This window comes from Cellulomonas xylanilytica (assembly GCF_007989805.1).
GTDB classification, from domain to species: domain Bacteria; phylum Actinomycetota; class Actinomycetes; order Actinomycetales; family Cellulomonadaceae; genus Cellulomonas; species Cellulomonas xylanilytica.
On sequence record NZ_BJUB01000002.1, the window covers coordinates 66,841 to 89,989 of the forward strand.

Sequence of the window (23,149 nt, forward strand, 5' to 3'; positions counted from 1 at the left end):
TCAGGCCGACCACAGGAACGAGGACTGAGCGACAGCTCCTAGGCGGGGGCCGGTTCCGGGTTCGGGGCCGGCTCCCCCTCTGCTGCCTGGTTGGCCGGGCTCATCGCGAGCACGATGCACCCGCTGATCGCCAGGACGAGCCCGACGAGCACGCCGGGCAGCATGCCGTTGGCGATGGTGTCGCCGAGGACGAGCACGCCGACGGCGCCGGGCACGACGACCTCGATCACGGACAGGATCGCGGCGCTGGGGCCGACGGCCAGCCGCTCCAGGGCACGCAGGTACCAGAGCGCGCCGATGATCCCGCAGACCACGATGCAGGCCGTCATGGGCTGCCAGACGGTCTCCCAGATCCCGTCGTGGTGGTGCGACGCCCGCGCCGCGATCGCCGCCCCCGAGAAGCCGAGACCGCCGATGGCGGCCAGCAGCCAGCCAGGTCCGGACCGGTAGGCCACGAGGGCGACGACGACGAGGACCGCGGTCGCGACCAGCATCGTCCGCTCGAAGGACGCAGGCGGCTCGACCGCGGGCTGCTCGCCGGACCCGAGGCCGATGAGGACGAGCGCGGCGATGACGACGACGACCGCCGCCACGTCGAGGCGGCGCATCCGCGCGTGCAGGATGAACCGCGCCCCGACGACGACCACCACGAGCATCGACGCCATGATCGACTGCACGACGAACAGCGGCAGGTTGTTCAGCGCGAGCAGCGACAGCACGAACCCGAGACCGTCGACCACGAAGGCACCGATGACCAGCGGGGTCAGGACGGCAGCGAGCCCGTGCGCACGCCGGGTCGCGACCGCCTGCATGAGGGTGCTGGCACCGTAGGCCAGCGCCGACCCGATGGCGCACAGCAGGGAGATGGTCACGAGGCCGCTCCGATGTTCCCGAGGAACCGTCCGATGACAGGGATCTCGGTGACGCCCTCGGCGCCGGCGAGCACGAGCGCCTGCGTCGCGACGAACTCGACGGAGTCCAGCACGACGTAGCGCGGCACCCAGCCGGGGTCGAACTTCTCGTTGAACGTGCTGAGGGTCCCCATCTGGGTGCCCTGCGAGAGCCGCTGCAGGATCGGGCGGGTCAGCGACTCGACGCGCGAGCTCTCCTGCGGGTCGCCCTCGAGGACCTCGCGCATCATCGCGAAGTTCAGTCCGAGCCCGCGCAGCCCGCTGCCGGCCAGGTACCCGATCGTCGCGACGATGTTCGCGTCGATCAGCCCGTTGGGCAGCCCTTCGACGTCCGTGCGCCGCCGCATCACGTCGAGCGACCAGCCGCCGATCGCGGTCGCGGGCACCCACTGGCAGAACGCGTCGACGCGCCCGGCGGGATCGCGCGTGACGGAGAGCAGCAGGCCGGTGTCCTCGGGCTGGAACAGGCGCGACAGGGTCATCGAGAAGCCGCGCTCCGTCTCGCCGTGCCGGGACTCCTCGCTCATCTGCTCGATCTGCGCGCGCAGTGCGGGGTCGAGGACGGACGGGTCGTGGAAGGTCGTCGTGTAGCCGGCCCGCTCGATGCGGTTCACCGCCTGCCGCAAGGACTTGTGGGACCGGCCCTCCAGGCTGAACGTCGGGCAGTCGACGATGGCCTCGTCGCCGAGGTAGACGGTGCGCAGCCCGCTCGACTCGTAGATCGGCAGCCAGTCCGCGGCGGCGCCGATGACGGTGACCGACCAGCCGAAGTCGTCGGCGAAGTCGAGGAACTCGGCCCAGGCGAGCGCGCGCTCCTCGGGTGGGCCGATGGGGTCGGGCGACACCAGGCACACGCCCCCGCGGGCCGAGTGGGCGACGACGGACGAGCCCGTGAAGAACCAGTCCTTGTCGTCGCGCAGCGCGAAGTAGTCGAGCGTGCCGGTCCCGTGCTCCTGCACCACGCGGCGTGCGCGCTCCCGCTCGTCGAGGTGGTCCTGCGGGCTGAGCCGGCGCGGACGACGCGGTGAGAGCAGGGACCACAGGAGCGCGGCGACGAACACCACGACGAGCGCGTAGGTGAGCGGGACGAGGATGCGTCCGAGCCGCTCGATCTGCGCGTCGGACGCGTCGGTGGCGAGCGCCCAGGTGGCCACGCCGACGACGAGCACGACGACGAACACCACGGCGGCGACGGTCGAGACGATCGCCCAGCGGACTGCGCGGCGCGTCGGCAGCACCGGGAACGCGCTGGACTGGGCGGCGAGCCAGACGATGCCGACGGCGATGACCAGCGCCGGGAGGACGTCGGGACCCTTGACCAGGTGGACGACGACCGAGAGCGTCAGCGCGGCCAGGGTGCCCAGCCAGGCGAGCCGGTTCCCGCGCCGCAGACCGCGTGCGGTCAGCAGCAGGACCACCGAGACCAGCGCGAGAGTGGGCCGCGCGGTGTGCACGACCAGCTCGGGGGCGAGGTCGCGGACCAGTCCCATGCGCTGCCAGAGCGGGTGGACCGTCGCCGAGAGCAGGCTGAGGACGGCGAGGATCAGCGCCGCTCGTGAGGCGATCTCCCGGACCCGCCCTCGTCTGCGCTGCTCCTCGATGGGCGACGTCCTGTCCCGCATCCGCCCAGTCTGCCCGGTCCCGCGCCCGTCGGCCGCGCCGGTGGGACGCTGTGTCCCACAGCTGTCGGGTGCGAGGGGGTCGGCATGGTCCGCGCCGTGGACCCACCGGGGAGCACCCTGCCGCCCCACGTCCTGCGTCAGCTGGCGGGTGGCGGCGACTGGATCGGCTCGTGGTGGACGGTCGTCGTCGCGCTCGCGCTCGTCGTCCTGGTGGTGCTGTGGGCGGTGCGACGGCGCCGGGCGGACCGCTGGTCGTGGCCGCTGTGGGCGGTCGCAGGCCTGGGTGCTGCCTTCACCGTGGGGATCGCGACGAACGTCGTCGTCGGCTACGTCCCCGACGTCACCGCCGCGCGCGTGGCCCTGTCCAGCTGGGGCGTCGTGTCCCCACCGGCACCGCTCGAGCACGGGACCGCGGAGGCGACCTCGGGAGGCCCTCGCTCGGGGCGCGTCGAGGCCGTCCACGTGCCGGCACCCTCGGCGGACCGTATGCCCGAGGCCAGCCTGACCTGGATCTACACGCCGCCGGGGTACACGACGACCGGCTCGACCCGGTACCCGGTCGTCTACCTCGTGCACGGCAGCCCCGGCACCGGCGGAGACTGGTTCGCGGCCGGCAACGTCCCCCACGCGATGGACGTGCTCCTCGAGAACCGCCTGGTGGAGCCGATGATCGTGGTCGGTCTGGACGTCAACGGCACGGGCCCGGGTGCGGAGGACACCGAGTGCCTCGACTCGACGACGGGCGGGTCGCAGGTGGAGACCTACCTCTCCGAGACGGTGATCCCCTGGGTCGACGCCCGGTACAGGACCCTCGACGACTGGGAGCACCGCGCCATCGGCGGGTTCTCGTCGGGCGGCTTCTGCGCGCTCGACCAGGGTCTGCGCCACCCCGAGCTGTACGGCACCATCCTGGCGCTGGACACCACCGGCGACCCCGGAACGGGCGGGCAGGCGATGCTCGCGACGCAGGCGCAGTGGGACCAGCACGACGTCACGACGTACGCGGCGAGCGTCCCGCTCCCCCACCCGGTCGCGCTGTTCGCGGACATCGCCGGGGCGAACCACGGGCAGAACCGCAAGGACCTCACGTCGATCGCGGCGGACCTGCGTGCGCGGGGCCAGGACGTGGTGGTGCGGGTCGAGCCGGGCATGGACCACACGTGGAGCTTCGCCCGGCAGGCGATCCCGTACGGCCTGGTGTTCGCGTCCGCGCACCTGTCCGGCAAGTCGTGAGGTCAGGCCGCATCCGGCGTTCGGTGTGAAGCGTTTCGGGCCGTGGAGAGCGCCTCCCTGACCTGGTTGTGTGACCACGCACCCGCCCGTCGGCCGGCCGGCGGAACGGCGGGCGGGTGCTTCCACCACATACCCCCTCGAGGCTGCTGCGTGCCCGCGGCCGCCCGATGCCCCAGGAACGAGGAAGTCCCATGAGGTCTCGACTGTCCCTGCTGTCCGGCGCCGCCCTGGCTGCCGCCGTCGTCGCGCTCGGCGCGACGTCGCTGATCTCCACGGCCGCGCAGGCCGCGACGCCGCCCGGCCTGCACGTGTCCGGCACCCAGCTGGTCGAGAAGGACGGCACCCCCTTCGTCGCCCGCGGCGTCAGCCACGCCCACACCTGGTACACGTCGCAGACGGCGACCGCGATCCCCGCCATCCGCGCGGCCGGTGCCAACGCCCTGCGCGTGGTGCTCTCCGGCGGTGACCGCTGGACCAAGAACGACGCCGCCGACGTGGCCAACATCATCAGCCTCTGCAAGGCCAACAAGCTCATCTGCATGCTCGAGAACCACGACACCACGGGCTACGGCGAGCAGAGCGGCGCGGTCACGCTCGACACGGCCGCCAACTACTGGGTCAGCATCGCCTCGGCGCTGAAGGGCCAGGAGGACTACGTCCAGATCAACATCGGCAACGAGCCGTTCGGCAACAACGCGACCGAGAACGCGAAGTGGGCGTCCGCCAGCTCGGCAGCGATCCTCAAGCTGCGCAACGCCGGCCTGCACCACAACATCGTGATCGACGCCCCCTCGTGGGGCCAGGACTGGGCCGGGATCATGCGGGACAACGCCGCGACCGTCGCCGCGTCGGACCCGGACAAGAACGTCCTGTTCTCCGTCCACATGTACGGCGTCTACAACAACGCCTCGACGATCAACGCCTACCTGGACGCGTTCAAGTCGAAGGGCCTGCCGCTCGTCATCGGCGAGTTCGGGTACGACCACTCCGACGGCAACCCCGACGAGGACACGATCATGTCCGAGGCCGTCAAGCGCGGTATCGGCTACTACGGCTGGTCCTGGTCGGGCAACGGTGGCGGCGTCGAGTACCTGGACATGGTGACGAACTTCAACCCGGCTCAGCTCTCCTCGTGGGGCACGCGGATCTTCACGGGCGCCAACGGCATCAAGTCCACCGCGGTGACGGCGAAGATCTACGGCGGCGTCCAGCCGACCACCCCGGCACCCACGACACCGGCACCCACCACGCCCGCGCCGACCACCCCGGCACCGACCACCCCTGCGCCCACGACGCCGGCCCCCACCACCCCGCCGCCGACCGACAAGGGCTGCACGGCCGCCCTCACGGTCAGCAACTCGTGGCCCGGCGGCTACCAGGCCTCCGTCACCGTCACGAACGGCAGCGCGATGATCAGCGGCTGGAAGACGTCGTTCGCCCTGCCCTCGGGCGGTGCGGTCGCCAGCGGCTGGTCCGGCACCTACGCGCAGTCCGGCTCGACCGTGACGGTGGCCAACGCCGCCTGGAACGGCCTGCTCGGCTCCGGGGCGTCCACCACCTACGGCTTCGTGGGCAGCGGCACCGCCCCGAGCTCGTCGACCGCGGTGAGCTGCACCGCCAGCTGACGAGCACGACGAGCACGCGAGAGGCCGGGGTCACGTCGACCCCGGCCTGTCGTGCGTGTCAGGCCGGCCAGGCCGGGGACCGGCCGAGGTAGCGCAGCAGCGCCTCGGCCGGGCCGTCACCGTCGGCGGACGGCAGCACGGGGGCGTACGCGAACGCGCGCAGCGGCTCGACGAACTGGACGGCGGCCTCGTGCAGCGCCGCGGCGAGGCCCGGTGTGAGGGGCGAGGGCTGGGCGGTGGCCACGGCGATGTCCCAGGCGTGCACCGCAGCGTCCAGGGCGCAGGCGGCCACGCCGACCGCGGGGGCGAGCGGGCCGACGGGCAGCGGCGTCGTGACGTCGGGGCCGTCCGCCGGGACGGTCGACCAGGCATCGGCGGCGGCGCGGGTGGCGGACTCGACGAGGGCCACCGGGTCCAGGGCGAGGTGGCCGGACGGCTCGAACGGGTTCTCCGTGGGCCACCCCTCGCCCGTGATCGTGGCGGCGTACCCCTGCTGGTCGCCGACGGCGTGCTGGAGCACCTGCGCGACGGTCCACTGCGTGCACGGGGTCGGCCGGTCCCAGCCGTCCGCGGGGACGGCCGCGACGACGGTGCGCAGGGCGTCGTGCGCCTGCTCCAGCACGGTCCAGCGGGTGCCTTGCGGTGCGCTCTGCTCGGTCATCGTGTTGCCTTCCGTCGGCGGGTCGATGACCTGACTCTAACAGAACGGAATGTTCCATTCCACTAAATCCACAGCCGTTGCAGGTTGCGCACGGCCTCGCGGCCCGCCCGGTTCGCGCCCACCGTCGACGCGCTCGGGCCGTACCCGACGAGCTGCACGCGGGGATCGGCGACCACCTGGGTGCCGTCCATGACGATGCCGCCGCCGGGGGCCCGCAGGCCCAGCGGGGCGAGGTGGTCCAGCGAGGCGCGGAACCCGGTGCACCACAGGAGCGTGCGCGCCTCGACGTGCGCGGGCCCGGGCACCCAGCCCTCCCCCGGGCTGTCCGGGGCGTCCCACTCGACGCCGTCCGGCGTGATGCGGTCGAACATCGGCCGTGCCCGCAGGACGCCGGCGGCGATGCCGGTGCGGTAGGCAGGCGTGAGGGGCAGACCCGTGACGCTCACGATGCTCTGCGGCGGCAGCCCGGCCCGCGTCCGCTCGCCGACCCGCGCGACGGCCTCCCGGCCGACCTCGGGCGTGAACGTGTCGTCGCGCCACGCGGGCGGCCGGCGCGTGACCCAGGTGGTCGACGTGACGCGCGCCAGCAGGAGCGTCAGCTGCACGGCGGACGTCCCGCCGCCGATCACGACGACGTGCCCGTCGGCCAGGTCCTCCGGGAGCCGGAAGTCGTGGGAGTGCAGCTGCCGTCCGCGGAACGCCCCCCGGCCCGGGTACGCCGGCCAGAACGGCTTCTGCCAGGTGCCGGACGCGTTGACCAGGCCACCGGCCCGCCACACCACGGTCTCGTCGGGACGCTCGACGCTGCGGGACCGGACGAGGAGGCGCGTCCCGTCGGGCTCGGGCTCGACCCGCTCCACGCGCACGGGACGCTGCACGCGCAGCTCGAACGCGTCCTCGTACTGCGCGAAGTAGTAGGGCACCGCGAACGCGGCCGGCTCGGTGGGGTCCCCCACCACCAGCGGCATCCCGGGCAGCTCGTGCACCCCGTGCGCGTCGGCCATCGTCAGGCCCGGCCACCGGTGCTGCCACGCGCCGCCGGCCTGCACCCCGTCGTCGAGCACGACGAACGTCGCCGCCGCCCGCTCCCAGCCGCGCTCGCCGACCGCCACCAGGCCTGCTCGCCGCAGGTGGTACGCCGCCGACAGCCCCGCCTGCCCGGCGCCGACCACCACCACCGTCACGTCGACGGGGGCCGTCGTCGCCGAGGCCCGTCGCGCCCGCCTCGACCGGCGGGTGTCCTGCGGGCGGTCGTGCGGCACGGCGTTCCCCGAGGCATCCATCGCCCGCCAAGGTACCCGCTCACCCGGGTGGACCCAGCCGGTGCAGGCCTGCCCGTGGTGGGATGGGGCCATGCTCGACGACGCGTCCTCGCAGGTCATCCTCAGTGCGACGGCCGGGCCACTGCCCGCCGCCTCCGCCGACGCCGTGCGCGCCCTCGCGGACCGGGCAGCCGCGGTCGACGGGGTCCCCCCGCTCTCGGAGCAGCCGCTGCTGTGGCTCGCCGCGCCCGAGGCGCCGGTGGTCCACCTGTGCGCCACGGTCGACGACGACCTCGTCGGCTACGCCCAGCTCGACGTCGGTGCGCAGACCTCCACCAAGGCGGAGCTCGTCGTCGACCCCACGCACCGCCGCGCCGGGGTGGGACGCGCGCTGCTCGGCCGGGCGCTCGCCGAGACCACGGTCGTCCCGGGCCGGACCCTGCGGGTGTGGGCGCACGGGGACCTGCCGGCGGCGCGACGGTTCGCCGAGGACCAGGGCATGGCCGTCGTGCGCGAGCTGCTGCAGATGCGCGTCGACCTGACGACCCGGCCGACGGGCGCCCCGAACCTGCCGACCGGGGTCACCGTGCGCACCTTCGTGCCGGGGCGCGACGAAGAGGCGTGGCGTCGGGTGAACTCGCGCGCGTTCTCCTACCACCCGGAGCAGGGCCGGATGACGTCGGCGGACCTGCGCGCCCGGGAGTCGGAGCCCTGGTTCGACCCGGACGGCTTCCTGCTGGCGGAGCGCGACGGGATCCTGCTCGGATCGGTGTGGACCAAGGTGCACCCCGCCGGTGAGCACGGTGCGGAGCCGGTCGGCGAGATCTACGTGGTGGGGGTGGACCCGGACGCCCAGGGGCTGGGTCTCGGACGTGCGCTCACGGCGCTCGGCCTGGACCACCTGACCAGCCTCGGCCTGCGGGAGGCGATCCTCTACACCGGCGCGGAGAACACCGTCGCGGTGCACACCTACGAGCGTGCGGGCTTCGTCCGGGCGGCCGTGGACGTGATGTTCGGTTCCGATACCCCGAGTTCACCTGCGGGTGTCACGATGGGCGCATGACGGACGCCACCGCCCTCGACCCGTCCTTGGCCGCACACATCGCCGAGCACATGGCCCAGACCGAGATCGACGAGCACATCGACACCGCAGAACCTCTGCCGGAGGACCGGTTCCTCGACCGCGAGCTGTCCTGGCTCGCCTTCAACCAGCGGGTGCTCGAGCTGGCGGAGGACGGGGACATCCCGCTGCTGGAGCGGGTGCGGTTCCTGGCGATCTTCGCGTCCAACCTCGACGAGTTCTTCATGGTCCGGGTCGCCGGCCTCAAGCGCCGCATCGCCACGGGCATCGCGGTCACGGCCGCGTCGGGGCTGTCGCCGCGCCAGGTGCTGGAGGCGATCAGCGAGGAGGCGCACAAGCTCATGGCCCGCCACGCGGCGGTGTTCGCGGAGCAGGTGCAGCCCGCGCTGGCCGAGGAGGGCATCACCCTGGTCCGCTGGGACCAGCTGGGCGAGAGCGAGCAGGACCGGCTGCGCAAGTTCTTCCGCCGGCAGATCTTCCCCGTGCTGACGCCGCTCGCGGTCGACCCGGCGCACCCGTTCCCGTACATCTCCGGGCTGTCGCTCAACCTGGCCGTCGTGGTGACCAACCCCGCGACCGGCAAGGAGCACTTCGCCCGCGTCAAGGTGCCGCCGCTGCTGCCCCGGTTCATCGCGGTCGACGCGTCCGGCCGGCCGAGCGCCCCCGACGTGCAGGCCGCCTCGCCGGAGAAGGGCCCGATGTCGTTCGTCCCCGTCGAGGACGTCATCTCCGAGCACCTCGAGCAGCTGTTCCCCGGCATGGTGGTCCAGGAGCACCACACGTTCCGGGTGACCCGCAACGAGGACGTGGAGGTCGAGGAGGACGACGCCGAGAACCTCCTGAAGGCCATGGAGAAGGAGCTGCTGCGCCGCCGCTTCGGCCCGCCCGTGCGCCTGGAGATCGCCGACGGCATCAGCCCGCGCATCCGCAACCTGCTCATCCGCGAGCTCGACGTCGCGGAGGACGAGGTCTACCAGCTGCCGGCACCGCTCGACGCGACGGGCCTCAACCTCATCGCCGACCTGGACCGTGCCGCCCTGCAGTTCCCCCGGTTCATCGCGTCCACCCCGCGCCAGCTGGCCGAGGTCGAGAGCGCGACGCCCGCGGACATGTTCGCCAAGATCCGCGAGCGCGACATCCTCCTGCACCACCCGTACGACTCGTTCTCGACCTCCGTGCAGACGTTCCTGCAGCAGGCCGCGGCCGACCCGCAGGTGCTGGCGATCAAGCAGACGCTGTACCGGACGTCGGGCGACTCCCCCATCGTCGACGCACTGATCGACGCCGCGGAGGCGGGCAAGCAGGTGCTGGCGCTGGTCGAGATCAAGGCGCGGTTCGACGAGCAGAACAACATCTCCTGGGCGCGCAAGCTCGAGCAGGCCGGGGTGCACGTCGTCTACGGCATCGTCGGCCTGAAGACGCACTGCAAGCTGTCGCTGGTGGTGCGCCAGGAGTCCGACGGGCTGCGCCGCTACTGCCACATCGGCACCGGCAACTACAACCCGAAGACGGCGCGGCTGTACACCGACCACGGGCTGCTCACCAGCGACCCGGAGGTGGGCCAGGACCTGACGCGGCTGTTCAACCAGCTGTCGGGCTACGCCCCGAAGTCGCGGTTCCACCGGCTGCTCGTCGCGCCCCGCTCCGTGCGCGCCGGGCTCATCGAGCGCATCGACCGCGAGGCCGACGCCGCGCGGATGGGCCAGCCGGCGTGGATCAAGATCAAGGTCAACTCGATGGTCGACGAGGCCACGATCGACGCCCTCTACCGCGCGTCGCAGGCGGGGGTCCCGATCGACATGGTCGTCCGCGGCATCTGCGCGCTGCGGCCCGGCGTCCCCGGCCTGTCCGAGACCATCCGGGTGCGCTCGATCCTCGGCCGGTTCCTCGAGCACTCGCGCATCTTCGCGTTCGCGCACGCCACCGGCCCGGCCGACGCCCCGTTCGAGGGCCCCGAGGTCTACATCGGCTCGGCGGACCTGATGCACCGCAACCTGGACCGGCGCGTCGAGGCGCTGGTGCGCATCTCCGACCCCGACCAGGTCGCCGAGCTCATCGAGCTCATGGACGAGTCGACCGACGACGGCACCTCGTCGTGGCACCTGGAGCCGGACGGCACCTGGCAGCGGCACCATCTCGGCCCCGACGGGCCGCTCGTGGACCTGCAGGCCGCCCTCATCCACCGGCAGCGGCGCCGGCCGGGCACGGGACGGTGACGCCAGCGCACGCACCGGTCGTCGTCGAGGCGGCCGGGGCCCTGGTGTGGCGCGTCCGCCTGGGCACGCTGCAGGTCGCCCTCGTGCACCGTCCGCGCTACGACGACTGGTCGTGGCCCAAGGGCAAGGTGGACCCGGGCGAGACGATCCTCTCGGCCGCCACGCGCGAGGTGGCCGAGGAGACTGCCCAGGACGTCGTCCTCGGGATCCCGCTGCCCGGTCTGGAGTACGCGCTGTCCGACGGCCGCCGCAAGCGCGTCCACTACTGGGCCGCGCAGGTGGCCGGACGCCCGGACGCCGCCGCGCTGCGTGCGCGCGCGCCGGTCGCGCCCGTCTCCCCCAAGGAGATCGACCAGCTGCGCTGGTTCGACGTGGTGACGGCCGCCAAGCGGCTGACGCGCGACGACGACCGGATCCCGCTGGCCGAGCTGGTCGAGGCATACGAGAAGGACCGGCTGGACACGCGCGCGCTCGTCATCGCGCGGCACGGCACGGCTCGTCGCCGCGCGGACTGGAAGGGCTCGGAGCTGGACCGGCCGCTGACCGCGGAGGGTCAGCGCCAGGCCCGCGCCCTGGTGCCGGTGCTGTCGACGTTCGGCGTGGCGCGGGTGGTCACCAGTGCGTGGGCCCGGTGCGTCAGCACGGTCGCGCCCTACGCCTCAGCCGCCCAGGTGCCGGCCGAGGTGCTGCCGGTGCTCACCGAGGCGGAGCACTCGACGTCCCCCGCCCGGGTGGCCGCCGAGGTGCTGCGGCTGCTGCAGCTGACCGGGGACGCCGTGCTGTGCACACACCGCCCGGTGCTGCCGACGGTGGTGGACGTCCTCGCGCAGCACGCCCGTCGTAGCGTCGCCGACGCGCTCCCGGCCGCGGACCCGTTCCTGCACCCGGCCCAGGTCCTCGTCGCGCACGTCGCCCAGACCCCGAAGGGGCCCCGCGTGGTCGCCACGGAGACGCACCGCCCCGGCGAGCCCTGACCGAGGACGCGTCGAGTCGCGTCCTGGCGGGCGTCGTGGGGCGTCAGGTCAGGATCGGGTTGAGGATCCAGTAGACGCAGGCGGCGCCCAGGGCCGACGCGGGGATGGTGAGCACCCACGCGACGCCGATGTTCCCCGCGACGCCCCAGCGGACCGCGGACAGGCGCTTCGTGGCGCCGACGCCCATGATCGCCGACGTGATCGTCTGGGTGGTCGAGATGGGCGCGTGCAGCCAGTACGCGCTCGCGTAGAGCACGGAGGCGGCCACCGACTCCGCGACGAAGCCGCGCGCCGGGTCCAGCTCGATGATCTTGCGGCCCAGCGTGCGCATGATGCGCCACCCGCCCGAGTAGGTGCCCAGAGAGATGGCGGCGGCCGCCGAGACCTTGACCCAGAGCGGGATGGGCGCGCCCTGCGTGTAGAAGCCTCCGGCGATGAGGGCGAGCATGATCACGCCCATCGTCTTCTGCGCGTCCTGCAGGCCGTGCCCGAGGGCCATCGCCGCGGCGGAGGCCGTCTGCGCCAGCCGGAACCGTCGCATGGTGCGGGCGGGTGCGGAGTTCCGCACCAGCCACAGCACGCCGACCATCAGCGCGAACGCCAGCGTGAAGCCGACCACCGGCGAGAGCACCATGGGGATGACGACCTTGTCGACGATCGCCTCCCAGTGCACGGTGACGCCCGACGCGATGCCCACGCCCGTCAGCCCGCCGATGAGCGCGTGCGTGGAGGAGGACGGCATCCCCAGCCACCAGGTGATGAGGTTCCAGACGATCGCGCCGATCAGTCCCGACAGGACGATGATCAGCGCCTCCTCGGAGCTGACGCTGCCGATGCTGATGATGTCCTCGGCGATGGTGGTCGCCACCTGCGTGCCCAGCAGGGCGCCGACGAGGTTGAAGACCGCGGCCATGATCAGCGCGGCCCTGGGCGTCAGCGCACGCGTCGAGACCGAGGTCGCGATCGCGTTCGCCGCGTCGTGGAATCCGTTGGTGTAGTCGAAGCCGAGCGCGAACGCGACGACGATGACGACGAGCGCCAGTTCCACCGGGCTCAGGACTCCTTGAGCGCGATGGTCTCGACGGTGTTCGCCACCTTCTCGAACGCGTCGGCGGCGTCCTCGAGCTTCTCGACGATCTCCTTGACCTTCATCAGCTGGATGGGGTCCGTGACCTCGTCGAACAGCTGCGCCAGGAGCTTGCGGTGGATCTTGTCGGCCTGGTTCTCGAGGCGGTTGACCTCGACCCAGTACTCGGACAGCGAGTCCATCGACCGCAGGCGGGGCATGGCCTCCGCGGTGAGCTCGGCGGCGCGCTGGAGCACCTGGACCTGGTCGGAGACGCGCGCGGGCAGGGCGTCGACCTTGTACAGGACGATGAGGTCCGCGGCCTCCTCCATGAAGTCCATGCAGTCGTCCAGGCTCGAGGCCAGCGTGTAGATGTCGTCCCGGTCGAACGGGGTGACGAACGTCTGGTTGAGCCGGCGCATGATCGAGTGGGTCGCGTCGTCCGCCTCGTGCTCGGCGTCGGCGATGCGCTTGCCGATCTCCTTGCGGGTGGAGCGGTCGGCCCCGAGCATCTCGCCCAGCAGGTTGGCGCCGGTGACGAGGTGGATCGCCTGAGCGGCGAAGAGGTCGAAGAACGTGGTGTCGCGCGGGGTGAGGCGCAGGCGCACGGCTGGCTCCGAAGGAGGGGGAGGAAGGGCGGGGATCAGGCTAGGTCACGTCTGGTCGGATGCCTAACGCACGCTGACGCGTGCATGGACACATGGTGACAGCCCGACGGCGTCCGCGGAAACACGCCCACGATGTGCGACGCCGGACCGCGGAGCGCCTCTCGGCGCGAGGCCGCTCGAAGCGGCTTGAGATGGAGCCCGGGGCTACCGCGGCCCGACGTCGCCGCTCATCGTACGCCGGGCTTCCTGCTCCGGCCGGGTGATCGGGTGGGCCGTCCGGGCGACGCGCGCGCGACCTGGACGTTCACGCGTCCGCCGTGGCCGACGTCACTCGAGCCGGTCGGCCCGCCACAGCGAGGCGGCGTGCTCGAGCTCCTCCGCCGTGCGGACCAGGGAGGCGGCGCCGCGGGTGAGCCGCTGCGCCCCGGACGGGTCGACGTCGTCCAGGTGGTCGGCGTCGAACGCCGCACCCGTCGCCAGGACCCGGCTGAAGGCGGCCGCGCGCTCCAGGGCGACGTCGAGGTCACCCGTGTAGACGCCGGACAGCACCGCGTCGGCCACCGCCCGGACGTCCGCCGGCCCTGGGGCGTCGGCCACGCCGGCGACGACGTCGTGCACCGGGGCGGCGGCGACGCCGAGGCGGTACCGGTCGGCGACGGTCGCGGGGTCCCGCCGGACCCACTCCCGCAGCACGTAGAGCCGCCACAGCGCACCGGGCAGGCTGTCCGCCGGGCTGTCGGACCACAGGGCGGCGACGACGTCGAGACCTTCCCGCTCGACGAGGGACACGAGCCGGTCGACGACCTCGGGATCGGTGTTGGCGCGGCCCTGGTGCACGAGCGCCGCCGCGGTCGTGTGCGCCGCCTCGTTGCGCAGCGCGGGGTCGTAGCCGCCGGGCAGCTCGTCGGCCTGGGCGGGGTCGAGCATGGCGGGCCGACGGGGCCGCTTCGCTCCACCACCGGTGCCGTCCATCGGACGATCTTGCCTCCCCGCACCCCCGGCTGCCAGCAGGCACGCCTCCGACGTGCACAGTCACGCCGTGAGGGCCAAGGTGGGGATGATCGCCCCGGGAGCGGCTCGGGCGTCTCATGGAGGAGCAACACCATGTCCGACGCGTCACGGTCGCCGCAGGGGGCGGCAGGGGGGTCGGCGGTCCCGCCGAGCCCCTACAAGAACAAGGCCATCGGCCTGGCGATCGCCGCCGCCGTCGGTGGCTTCCTGTTCGGTTTCGACAGCTCGGTCATCAACGGGGCGGTCAACGCGATCGAGGACGAGTTCGAGATCAACCCCGCCGTGACCGGCCTCGTCGTCGCCATCGCCCTGCTGGGCTGCGCGTTCGGCGCCTGGCTCGGCGGCAAGCTCGCGGACCGCTGGGGCCGCACCCGCGTGATGTTCCTCGGCGCGGTGCTGTTCTTCGTGTCCTCGATCCTGTCCGGCATCGCCTGGAGCGCGTGGGACCTGGTCCTGTGGCGCGTCATGGCGGGCATCGGCATCGGCATCGCGTCGGTGATCGCGCCCGCGTACATCGCGGAGATCGCGCCGGCGGCCATGCGCGGCCGGCTGGGGTCCCTCCAGCAGCTCGCCATCACGCTCGGTATCTTCGCCGCGCTCCTGTCGGACCAGCTGCTGGCCACGTCGGCGGGCGGTGCGGCCGAGGACCTGTGGCTCGGCCTCGAGGCGTGGCGCTGGATGTTCATCGTCGCGGTGATCCCGGCGGCCGTGTACGGCATCCTCGCGCTGCAGATACCCGAGTCACCCCGCTTCCTCATCGCGACCGGCAGGCGCGAGGAGGGCAAGGCGGTGCTCGCCACGACGCTGCCCGAGGGCGACGACGTCGAGGCGCACGTCGTGATGATCGAGCACACCATCGCGACCGACAAGAAGCTCGAGTCGCAGGCGAGCCTCAAGGGTCCGCGGTTCGGCCTGCTGCCGGTGGTGTGGGTCGGCATCCTGCTGTCCGTGTTCCAGCAGTTCGTCGGGATCAACGTGATCTTCTACTACTCGACGACGCTGTGGCAGGCCGTCGGGTTCGAGGAGAGCCAGTCGTTCATGATCTCGACGATCACGTCGATCACGAACGTGCTGGTGACGTTCATCGCGATCGCGCTCATCGACAAGGTCGGCCGCCGTCCCCTCCTGCTCACCGGCTCGTTCGGCATGGCGGTGACCCTCGGCATCATGGCGCTCGCGTTCACGCAGTCGACGGGCACGGGCGACGAGCTGACCCTCGACGGCTCGTGGGGCGTCATCGCGCTGATCTCGGCCAACCTGTTCGTGGTCTTCTTCGGTGCGACCTGGGGCCCGCTCGTCTGGGTGCTCCTGGGCGAGATGTTCCCCAACCGCATCCGCGCGGCCGCGCTCGGTGTGGCGGCGGCGGCGCAGTGGATCGCCAACTTCCTCATCACGGTGTCGTTCCCGCCGCTGCTGGACACCTTCGGCGCGTCGATCCCCTACCTGATGTACGCGATCTTCGCGACGCTGTCCTTCTTCTTCACGCTCTGGAAGGTGCCCGAGACCAAGGGCATCGAGCTGGAGGACATGGAGGGCGTCAAGGTGGACCGCACCCGTCGCGGGGCGTCGTCGGCCACCTGAGACGACCGACGACGCGGCCGGGCCCCCCGTGGGCCCGGCCGCGTCGCTGTGCGAGGGAATAGACGTCGCACTCAGTTGCTTGAAGCAAGCGTTGGACGTATGGTTGCCGCAAGCAACAAAGAGGAGCCGCATGTCGCACGTCCATCCCGAGACGCCCCCGCAGGCACTGCTGCGGTCGGTCCAGGCATTCAGCCGCACGCTGCGCGAGTCGTCCCTGGAGGTTGCCCGACAGATCGGGTGCACCAAGGGCGCCCTCGCGATCGTCCGGATCCTGCAGCGCCGCGGCACCCTCCAGGTCAGCGACATCGCCCACGCCCTGCGCGTGGACATCTCGGTGGCCAGCCGCCAGGTCAGCCAGCTCGTCGACGACGGCCTGGTCGAGCGGGCGGTCGACGACGAGGACCGCCGCGTCCGCACGATCCGCCTCTCCCCCGCCGGCCGCTCCCTGGCCGTCGAGATCGCCGACGCCCTGGACCGGCGCGCGCACGAGGTGTTCGCCGGCTGGACCGCCGACGAGCTCCGCGACGCCACCGCGACCCTCGACCGGCTCACCACCACGCTCGCCCGGCTCGCCCCCGAGCCTGCCCACGACGTCCTCCAGCCCGCCTGATCCCCCCAGCCAGCACCACCGAGAGCGAGACCATGACCAGCGCCACCCCCGAACCCACCAGCACCGCGGAGAGCTCAGTCCAGAGCCCCGCGCCCAAGATGACCCACCGCGAGGTGCTCGAGGCCCTGTCCGGCATCCTCCTCGGGATGTTCGTCTCGATCCTCGCGACGAGCGTCGTCTCCTCGTCGCTGCCGCGGATCATCTCCGACCTCGGCGGCACGCAGTCCGCCTTCACCTGGGTGGTCACCGCCACCCTGCTCACCACGACCATCTCGACGCCCATCTGGGGCAAGCTGGCCGACCTGGTCGACCGCAAGCTGCTCATCCAGCTGGCGCTCGCCATCTCCGTGATCTCCTCGGCGCTCGCCGGGCTCTCGCACGGGACCGGCATGCTCATCGGCATGCGCGCCCTGCAGGGCATCGGCGCCGGTGGGCTCACCGCGCTGGGCACGGTCCTGATCGCCGACATCATCAGCCCTCGCGAGCGCGGCCGGTACATGGGCCTCATGGGCGCCGTGATGGGCATCGGCATGGTCGGCGGGCCGCTGCTCGGCGGCGTCATCACCGACAGCGCCGGCTGGCGCTGGAACTTCTTCCTCGGCCTGCCGTTCGCGCTGGCCGCGATCATCGTGCTCCAGCGCACGCTGCACCTGCCCGCACGCGCTGCCCGCAAGGTGAAGATCGACTACGCCGGCGCCACGCTCCTGTCGGTCAGCATCGCCACGCTCCTGCTCTGGATCACGTTCGCGGGAACCTCGTTCGACTGGGCCTCGTGGCAGACGGCCGCCATGGTCGGTGGCTCCCTGCTGACGCTCGCGGCCGCGATCTGGGTGGAGTCCCGCGCGAGCGAGCCGATCATCCCGCTGCACCTGTTCAAGAACCGCACGCTGGTGCTGTCCGTCGTCGCCAGCATCGCCGTGGGCGTCGCCCTGTTCGGCACCTCGGTGTTCCTCAGCCAGTACATGCAGCTGGCCCGCGGCAAGACCCCGACGCAGTCCGGCCTGCTGACCATCCCGATGATCGTCGGCCTGCTCGTCTCGTCGACGGTCTCCGGGCAGATCATCAGCCGCACCGGCCGGTACAAGAAGTTCATGGTCGCCGGTGCCGTCCTGCTCACCGCGGGGCTCGGGCTCATGGGCACCATCCACTTCGACACGTCGTTCACGCTGGTCGGCCTCTACCTGGTGGTCATCGGCGCCGGCGTCGGGATGCTCATGCAGAACCTCGTGCTCGCCGTGCAGAACACCCTGGACGTCCGCGAGATCGGGTCGGGGACGTCGACCGTGGCGTTCTTCCGGACGCTCGGCGGTGCGCTCGGCGTGTCCGCGCTGGGCGTCGTGCTCTCGCACCGGGTCACCGACCTGATGGTCCGCGGGCTCACCGCGATCGGCATCGACCCGTCCGCCATGGGCTCCGACGGAGCGATCCCGGACCTGTCCACGCTCCCGGAGAACGTGCGGATCGTCGTCGAGCAGTCGTTCGGCAACGCCATCGCGGACCTGTTCCTGGTGGCCGCGCCCATCGCGCTCATCTCGCTGATCGCGGTCCTCTTCCTCAAGGAGGTCCCGCTGGGCACCCGCTCGGGCATCGAGCAGCTGCTGGAGCAGGAGGGCGAGGCGCTCGCCCCGGCCACCGCCGAGGCATCCGCCGAGGTCCAGCCCGAGCGTGCCGAGCTCGACGCGCTGGAGGCGGAGCAGAAGACCGCACCCCGCCGCTGACCTGACACAGCGCGACGGCGCCGCCCGGTCCCTCCGACCGGGCGGCGCCGTCGTGCTCGGGGAACGGGCGTCAGTGCGCCCGTCGGGCCGCCGCGAGGTCGGTGTTGAGCCGGCCGAGCTGCGTGGCCAGGCCCTCGATGTCGGCCTCGCTCCACGCGGTCAGCGCCTGGCGCAGGAACGCCCGCCGCGCCTGCTGGGCCGCCTCGAAGCGGCGCAGGCCCTCGTCGGTCAGCTCGAGGAGCTGGCCCCGGTAGTCGTCGGGGTCGGGCCGTCGCGACACGAGCCCGAGCGTGCCCAGCCGGGCGAGCTGGCGCGACATCGTGCCCCGCCCGACGCCGATGGTGGCGGCCAGGTCGCTCGCCCGCACGCCCGGTGAGGCGGCGATGAGCGCGAGCAGCGAGTAGGCGGCGGGCTCGAGGTCGGGGTGCACGTCCCGCGAGATCGATGCCGAGGAGGCCTGCGCGCGTCGCAGGAGGAGCCCGAGCTCGCGCTCGAGCTGGCGGAACTGTTCGTCGACCACGGTCACATCCTGACGGGACCCCTGCGCAAATCGCGGCATCGCCACCCGAGCAGAGGGAAGCGTTTCAGCAGATCACCGCGCGGAACAGGTGTCAACACCCGGGTGCCGCTCAGCGCGACCAGGTGGACCGCTGACGGGCGACGTGCGCGATCGCCATGATGCGGGCCGGGTCGAGCCGGACCGGCATCGCGCGGAACACCGTCTGCACGTCCTGGCGGGCGATGGCGAACGCGTCGTGCTGCGGCTGGACGGTGCGCACCTCGAGGTCGCCGTGCACCACGACGACGCCCCGCACCGTGATCGCCGCGCACGCGGCCGCCAGCAGGGCGCCCTGCACGCGGGTGGCCTCGAGCCGCGCGTCGCGCAGGTAGGACATGGACCGCCCGTCGACGGCGAGGGTGCGGCCCTCGACGACGATGCGCTGGCCGGGGTGGCGCCGCTCGGCGACCGTGAAGATCCCCGCGGGACCGATGAGCAGGTGCTCGACCAGGCTCCCCTGCCGGCCGAGCGGCACGTCGTGGACCACCTGCCAGCCCTCGTCGCCCATCCGCTCGAGCCGGGTCCGCACGGAGCTGCCGCGCTCGCCCCGGATCGCGGCGACGTTCACCGAGTCCCAGTCGTCCCCGCCGAGCCACGCCTGCAGCGCTTCCTCGTCGACGGGGTCGAGGGCGCCGACGCCGGGCGCCGGCAGGGCCATGGCGAGCTCGGCGACGTCGGCGCGCAGGTAGGCCTGCGCGGCCCGGCGCAGGCCGGCCTCGTGCGCGGGGTCGTCGACGACGACCTCACCGGACTGCAGGTCGACCGAGCCGACGCGGGCACCGCTCTCCTGCGTGACATAGAGGCGGTCGGCGCCGTAGCGCCTCCACCGCCGCACCGTCAGGACGTCTTCCACGTGAGCATTATCGGCACTCGCGGCGGCTGACTTCACACGTGTCGACCATCTGGACGTCACACGTCCGGGGTGTCCGCCCCGGCGCGCCGCGGCTCGAAGCGCAGGCTCACCGAGTTCATGCAGAACCGGTCGCCCGTGGGGGTCTGCGGGGCGTCGTCGAACACGTGCCCGAGGTGCGACCCGCACCGCGCGCAGCGCACCTCGGTGCGGACCATGCCGAGGCTGCGGTCGGTGATCAGCTCCACGCGGTCGCCGGCGAGGGGCGAGAAGAAGCTGGGCCAGCCGCAGTGCGAGTCGAACTTGGTGTCGGAGCGGAACAGCTCGTTGTCGCACGCGCGACAGCGGTAGACGCCCTCGCGCTTCTCGTCCAGCAGCTCGCCCGTCCACGCGCGCTCGGTCCCCGCGCGGCGGAGCACCGCGAACTCCTGCGGCTCCAGCTCCAGGGCCCACTGCTCGTCGGTCTTGGACACGTCGTACGTCATCTGGTCCTCCTGGGACGGGTCGGCGTCGTGGTGACGACCGGTGCAACCGTGGCGTGTCCCGGGACGTTCCCGACGCGCCGGGACGACGCTCTGACCTGGCGTGTCGCTGTGCAGCACAAGTTCCGCATACTCTCGGCACAGCACGGCCCCCTCCGAGCCGCGCTCGCCCCAGCTCGTGAGGTCCACGTGCCAAGAGCCGTCCGCCGCCGCTGGCCGCTGACACGGTCGTTCGCGGTCATCAGCAGCATCGCCATGGTCGTGCTCGGGTGCGCGCTCGTCTGGGTCACGTGGAGCGTGATGAGCCAGCAGTCGGTGCGCGACGGGATCGCGACCGCCGAGACCGTCACGGCGTACGCCACGCGCACCGTCCCGACCGACTCCTTCGTCCCCCCGGACAACCTCGACCAGGCCCAGAAGGACGCCGTCGAGGCCGCGACCTCCGGGTTCGGTGACCGGCTGGTCGAGCTGCGGCTGTGGGCCCTGGACGGCTCGCTCATCTACAGCTCGGCGGAGCACACCGAGACCGGCTTCCCCGACGGCGACCGGCTCGACCTCGTCACCGCCGGCGGCAGCCCGAGCGCCCGCGTGATCACGGACGTGCGCGGCGCGGGTGCCGGCTCCGGCGGCGGGACCGAGCTGTCCGTCCTCGACGTCTACGTGCCCGTGCGGGCCGACGAGGTGGCCGACCCCGACCCGGCACGCGGCTCGAGCGTGATCGGGGCCGCCGAGGTGATGCTCGACCACCGGGCGGCAGGCGCCGCGCTGGCCGAGGCGGTCCGGACGCTGGCCGTCGTCGTGACGCTCGGCCTGGTCGCGCTCTGGCTGGTGCTGTTCCGGACCGTGTGGACGGCGTCCCGCCGGCTGCAGGCCACCGCCCTCGAGAACGCCCGGCTCGCGCTCCTCGACTCGCTCACCGGGCTGCCCAACCGGCGGATGCTCGCCGAGCGGATGCGCCGCACCATCCTGGAGGCGGAGGAGACCGGCTCCCGGGTGGGGCTCATGCTCCTGGACATCGACCGGTTCAAGGACATCAACGACTCGCTCGGCCACGACCGCGGCGACGAGCTGCTGGAGCAGGTGGCGGAGCGGCTGCGCGGCGCGCTGCGGGACGACGACGTCGTCGCACGGCTGGGTGGCGACGAGTTCGCGATCCTGCTGCCCGACGTGCGCTCGGTCGCGAACGCCGAGCGGCTCGCCCGGCGCGTGCGCGGCCTGTTCGTGCCGCCGTTCATGCTTGGCGAGCTGCCCCTGCACGTCGACACGTCCGTCGGCGTCGCGTGCCTGCCCGACCACGCGAGCGACCCGTCGTCGCTCATGCGGACCGCGGACGTCGCGATGTACGCCGCCAAGCACCACCGCACCGGCGTCTCGGTCTACTCCGCGGACGAGGACGACTCGTCGCCCGCGCGCCTGGTCCTGCTGGGCGACCTGCACCGTGCCCTGACCCCGGCGCCGGGTGCCGCGCGCGAGCTGCGGATGCACTACCAGCCGAAGATCGAGCTGGCGACGGGCCGGACCGTCGGCCTCGAGGCCCTGATGCGCTGGGTGCACCCCACCCGCGGCGTGCTGCCGCCCACCACGTTCATCCCGCTGGCGGAGCAGTCCGGGCTCATCCACGACGTGACGCGGTACGCGCTGACCGAGTGCGTGACGCAGCTCGCCGCGTGGCGGGCCGAGGGCCGGGCGACGCCCGTCGCGGTCAACCTGTCCGCGCACGACGTGACCACGCTCGCCGTCGTCGACCTCATCGAGTCGCTGCTCGAGGAGCACACCGTGCCGGCGGACCTGCTCGAGGTCGAGATCACGGAGACCGCGCTGGTCGCCGACCCGTCGCGCGTGGTGCCGGTCCTGGAGCGGCTCGGCGCGCTGGGCATCCGGGTGGCCATCGACGACTTCGGCATCGGGAACACCTCGATCTCCCAGCTGCGGGACCTGCCCGTGGACGAGCTGAAGATCGACCGGCTGTTCGTCTCCGACCTGGGGGCCGACGGCCGCGAGGGGTCCGAGGTCGTCGTGCAGGCCATGGTCGACCTCGCGCACTCGTTCGACCTGCGGGTGGTCGCGGAGGGCGTGGAGGACGAGCCCACCGCCGTCATCCTGCGCCGGCTCGGGGTCGACCAGGCGCAGGGCTACCTGTACTCCCAGGCCGTGCCCGCGCACGACCTGCGGCTCACCCCGTCCGTGCCGCGCCCGCGCCGGGACCGGGCCGGTGGTGGCCGGGGCGGTGTCGCGGTCGCACCGACGCGGCCGCCGTCGACACGCCACACGCGTCCGCCGAGGTCAGCGGGGACGGATGACACGAACGGGTGAGTATCGTGCGTTCGGCTCAAGTCCGGCGCCGAGGTGCCGATAAGGATGTTTTCACCTAGGGGGGTTCCCACATGATGGACGACCTGCTTCAAGAGATGATCGACCCCGCGCCCGCGCACCACGACGCCCCGCGCCGGCGGCGGCTCTGGACCACCGTGGCCATCGTCGGCCTCGCGGCCATCGGCGCCACGACGCTGACGACGTCGGCCATCTTCACCGACAACGACGCGACGTCCGCGGCCATCGAGAGCGGCACGGTCGACCTGGAGATCGGCGACGCGGTGCCGTTCGCGTTCTCGCCCCAGAACCTCGCGCCCGGCGACTCGACGTACACGCCGCTGCAGGTCCAGAGCAACGGGTCGCTCGAGCTGCGGTACGCCGTCTCGTACTTCGCGACGCCTGTGACCGACCCCGGGACCGACCCGGTCCTCGACCCGCCCGCGACGCCCGGCGACCTGCGCGACATCCTCGCGCTGTCGGTGTTCCCGGTCGGCTCGGAGACGGGCTGCACGGCGGCCGGCGTCGCCGCCCTCACGCCGATCAACAACACGGGCGTCGGCGAGGACTGGCCGGGCACCGCCACGGCGCTCGTCGGCCAGCCCACGGTGGGCGCGCAGACCGGCGACCGGGCCCTCGCGGCCGGTGCCAGCGAGTGGCTCTGCTTCCGCGTCGACTTCCCGCTCGAGGCGGACAACGCCTACCAGGACTCCGCGGTGGAGCTCGACCTGATCTTCAACGCCGAGCAGACCGCCAACAACTGAGCTCG

At 72.5% G+C, this 23,149-nt stretch carries 20 protein-coding genes; 10 read left to right on the forward strand and 10 right to left on the reverse strand.

What is annotated here, in order from left to right; translation table 11 throughout:
- Window positions 1–38: 38 nt before the first annotated feature.
- Both CXY01_RS03155 and CXY01_RS03160 read right to left on the reverse strand, forming a co-directional pair.
- A complete protein-coding gene (locus tag CXY01_RS03155) occupies window positions 39–872 on the reverse strand; it encodes a hypothetical protein (protein ID WP_146925624.1) in 834 nt (277 codons plus the stop codon).
- The gene (locus CXY01_RS03160) at window positions 869–2,533 is read right to left on the reverse strand and encodes a bifunctional lysylphosphatidylglycerol flippase/synthetase MprF (RefSeq protein ID WP_146925625.1); all 1,665 of its coding nucleotides are present in this window, start codon (window positions 2,531–2,533) and stop codon (window positions 869–871) included. Before CXY01_RS03160 ends, CXY01_RS03155 begins: the two co-directional genes overlap by 4 nt.
- 84 nt (window positions 2,534–2,617) lie before the next feature.
- On the opposite strand from CXY01_RS03160, the gene CXY01_RS03165 reads away from it, so the two are divergent.
- Both CXY01_RS03165 and CXY01_RS03170 read left to right on the forward strand, forming a co-directional pair.
- A complete protein-coding gene (locus CXY01_RS03165) occupies window positions 2,618–3,766 on the forward strand; it encodes an alpha/beta hydrolase (RefSeq protein ID WP_146925626.1) in 1,149 nt (382 codons plus the stop codon).
- Between the two features lie 191 nt (window positions 3,767–3,957).
- Complete coding sequence (locus CXY01_RS03170; protein ID WP_146925627.1) at window positions 3,958–5,391, forward strand: cellulase family glycosylhydrolase; 1,434 nt, start codon at window positions 3,958–3,960, stop codon at window positions 5,389–5,391.
- A gap of 58 nt (window positions 5,392–5,449) precedes the next feature.
- Here the strand turns inward: CXY01_RS03170 and CXY01_RS03175 are convergent, their stop codons facing one another.
- The gene (locus CXY01_RS03175) at window positions 5,450–6,052 is read right to left on the reverse strand and encodes a TIGR03086 family metal-binding protein (RefSeq protein WP_146925628.1); all 603 of its coding nucleotides are present in this window, start codon (window positions 6,050–6,052) and stop codon (window positions 5,450–5,452) included.
- Between the two features lie 62 nt (window positions 6,053–6,114).
- On the reverse strand, window positions 6,115–7,335 hold the full coding sequence (locus CXY01_RS03180; RefSeq protein WP_146925629.1) for an FAD-dependent oxidoreductase: 1,221 nt from the start codon (window positions 7,333–7,335) through the stop codon (window positions 6,115–6,117).
- Window positions 7,336–7,405: 70 nt separating this feature from the next.
- Between CXY01_RS03180 and mshD the strand changes: the two genes are divergently transcribed.
- Genes mshD through CXY01_RS03195 form a run of 3 tightly spaced genes read left to right on the forward strand, consistent with a single transcriptional unit; the run spans window position 7,406 to window position 11,585 of the window.
- Complete coding sequence (mshD, locus tag CXY01_RS03185; protein WP_146925630.1) at window positions 7,406–8,377, forward strand: mycothiol synthase; 972 nt, start codon at window positions 7,406–7,408, stop codon at window positions 8,375–8,377.
- Entirely contained in the window at window positions 8,374–10,611 is a 2,238-nt protein-coding gene (locus CXY01_RS03190; protein WP_146925631.1) for an RNA degradosome polyphosphate kinase, read from the forward strand. Before mshD ends, CXY01_RS03190 begins: the two co-directional genes overlap by 4 nt.
- On the forward strand, window positions 10,608–11,585 hold the full coding sequence (locus CXY01_RS03195; protein ID WP_146925632.1) for an NUDIX hydrolase: 978 nt from the start codon (window positions 10,608–10,610) through the stop codon (window positions 11,583–11,585). The genes CXY01_RS03190 and CXY01_RS03195 overlap by 4 nt, the downstream gene beginning before the upstream one ends.
- 43 nt (window positions 11,586–11,628) lie before the next feature.
- Here CXY01_RS03195 and CXY01_RS03200 read toward each other — a convergent pair whose 3' ends face one another.
- The 3 genes from CXY01_RS03200 to CXY01_RS03210 form a co-directional block, all read right to left on the reverse strand.
- Window positions 11,629–12,633 (reverse strand): inorganic phosphate transporter, encoded by a 1,005-nt coding sequence (locus CXY01_RS03200; protein ID WP_146925633.1) that lies wholly within the window; start codon window positions 12,631–12,633, stop codon window positions 11,629–11,631.
- 5 nt (window positions 12,634–12,638) lie between these two features.
- Window positions 12,639–13,259: a DUF47 domain-containing protein gene (locus tag CXY01_RS03205; protein ID WP_055911795.1), complete on the reverse strand. Its 621-nt coding sequence runs from the start codon at window positions 13,257–13,259 to the stop codon at window positions 12,639–12,641.
- Between the two features lie 327 nt (window positions 13,260–13,586).
- Window positions 13,587–14,186, reverse strand: a complete 600-nt coding sequence (locus tag CXY01_RS03210; RefSeq protein WP_146926061.1) for a hypothetical protein — start codon at window positions 14,184–14,186, stop codon at window positions 13,587–13,589.
- A 177-nt stretch (window positions 14,187–14,363) separates the two neighbouring features.
- Here CXY01_RS03210 and CXY01_RS03215 point away from each other — a divergent pair, with 177 nt between their 5' ends.
- From CXY01_RS03215 to CXY01_RS03225, 3 genes are all read left to right on the forward strand, one after another.
- Window positions 14,364–15,851, forward strand: a complete 1,488-nt coding sequence (locus CXY01_RS03215) for a sugar porter family MFS transporter (protein WP_146925634.1) — start codon at window positions 14,364–14,366, stop codon at window positions 15,849–15,851.
- A gap of 130 nt (window positions 15,852–15,981) precedes the next feature.
- Entirely contained in the window at window positions 15,982–16,461 is a 480-nt protein-coding gene (locus CXY01_RS03220) for a MarR family winged helix-turn-helix transcriptional regulator (RefSeq protein ID WP_146925635.1), read from the forward strand.
- A 32-nt stretch (window positions 16,462–16,493) separates the two neighbouring features.
- Window positions 16,494–18,179: an MDR family MFS transporter gene (locus CXY01_RS03225; RefSeq protein ID WP_371862746.1), complete on the forward strand. Its 1,686-nt coding sequence runs from the start codon at window positions 16,494–16,496 to the stop codon at window positions 18,177–18,179.
- A gap of 70 nt (window positions 18,180–18,249) precedes the next feature.
- On the opposite strand, the gene CXY01_RS03230 is transcribed toward CXY01_RS03225, so the two are convergent.
- From CXY01_RS03230 to msrB, 3 genes are all read right to left on the reverse strand, one after another.
- Window positions 18,250–18,699, reverse strand: coding sequence for a MarR family winged helix-turn-helix transcriptional regulator (locus CXY01_RS03230; RefSeq protein ID WP_246124995.1), 450 nt, complete (start codon window positions 18,697–18,699; stop codon window positions 18,250–18,252).
- Window positions 18,700–18,808: 109 nt separating this feature from the next.
- Window positions 18,809–19,591 carry a nuclease-related domain-containing protein gene (locus CXY01_RS03235; RefSeq protein WP_146925636.1) on the reverse strand — a complete coding sequence of 261 codons (783 nt, stop codon included), beginning with the start codon at window positions 19,589–19,591 and terminating at the stop codon, window positions 18,809–18,811.
- A 56-nt stretch (window positions 19,592–19,647) separates the two neighbouring features.
- The gene (gene msrB / locus CXY01_RS03240) at window positions 19,648–20,073 is read right to left on the reverse strand and encodes a peptide-methionine (R)-S-oxide reductase MsrB (protein WP_146925637.1); all 426 of its coding nucleotides are present in this window, start codon (window positions 20,071–20,073) and stop codon (window positions 19,648–19,650) included.
- Window positions 20,074–20,259: 186 nt separating this feature from the next.
- On the opposite strand from msrB, the gene CXY01_RS03245 reads away from it, so the two are divergent.
- Window positions 20,260–22,383 (forward strand): putative bifunctional diguanylate cyclase/phosphodiesterase, encoded by a 2,124-nt coding sequence (locus tag CXY01_RS03245; protein ID WP_246124997.1) that lies wholly within the window; start codon window positions 20,260–20,262, stop codon window positions 22,381–22,383.
- A 71-nt stretch (window positions 22,384–22,454) separates the two neighbouring features.
- Window positions 22,455–23,144: a TasA family protein gene (locus tag CXY01_RS03250; protein WP_146925638.1), complete on the forward strand. Its 690-nt coding sequence runs from the start codon at window positions 22,455–22,457 to the stop codon at window positions 23,142–23,144.
- Window positions 23,145–23,149: the final 5 nt, after the last annotated feature.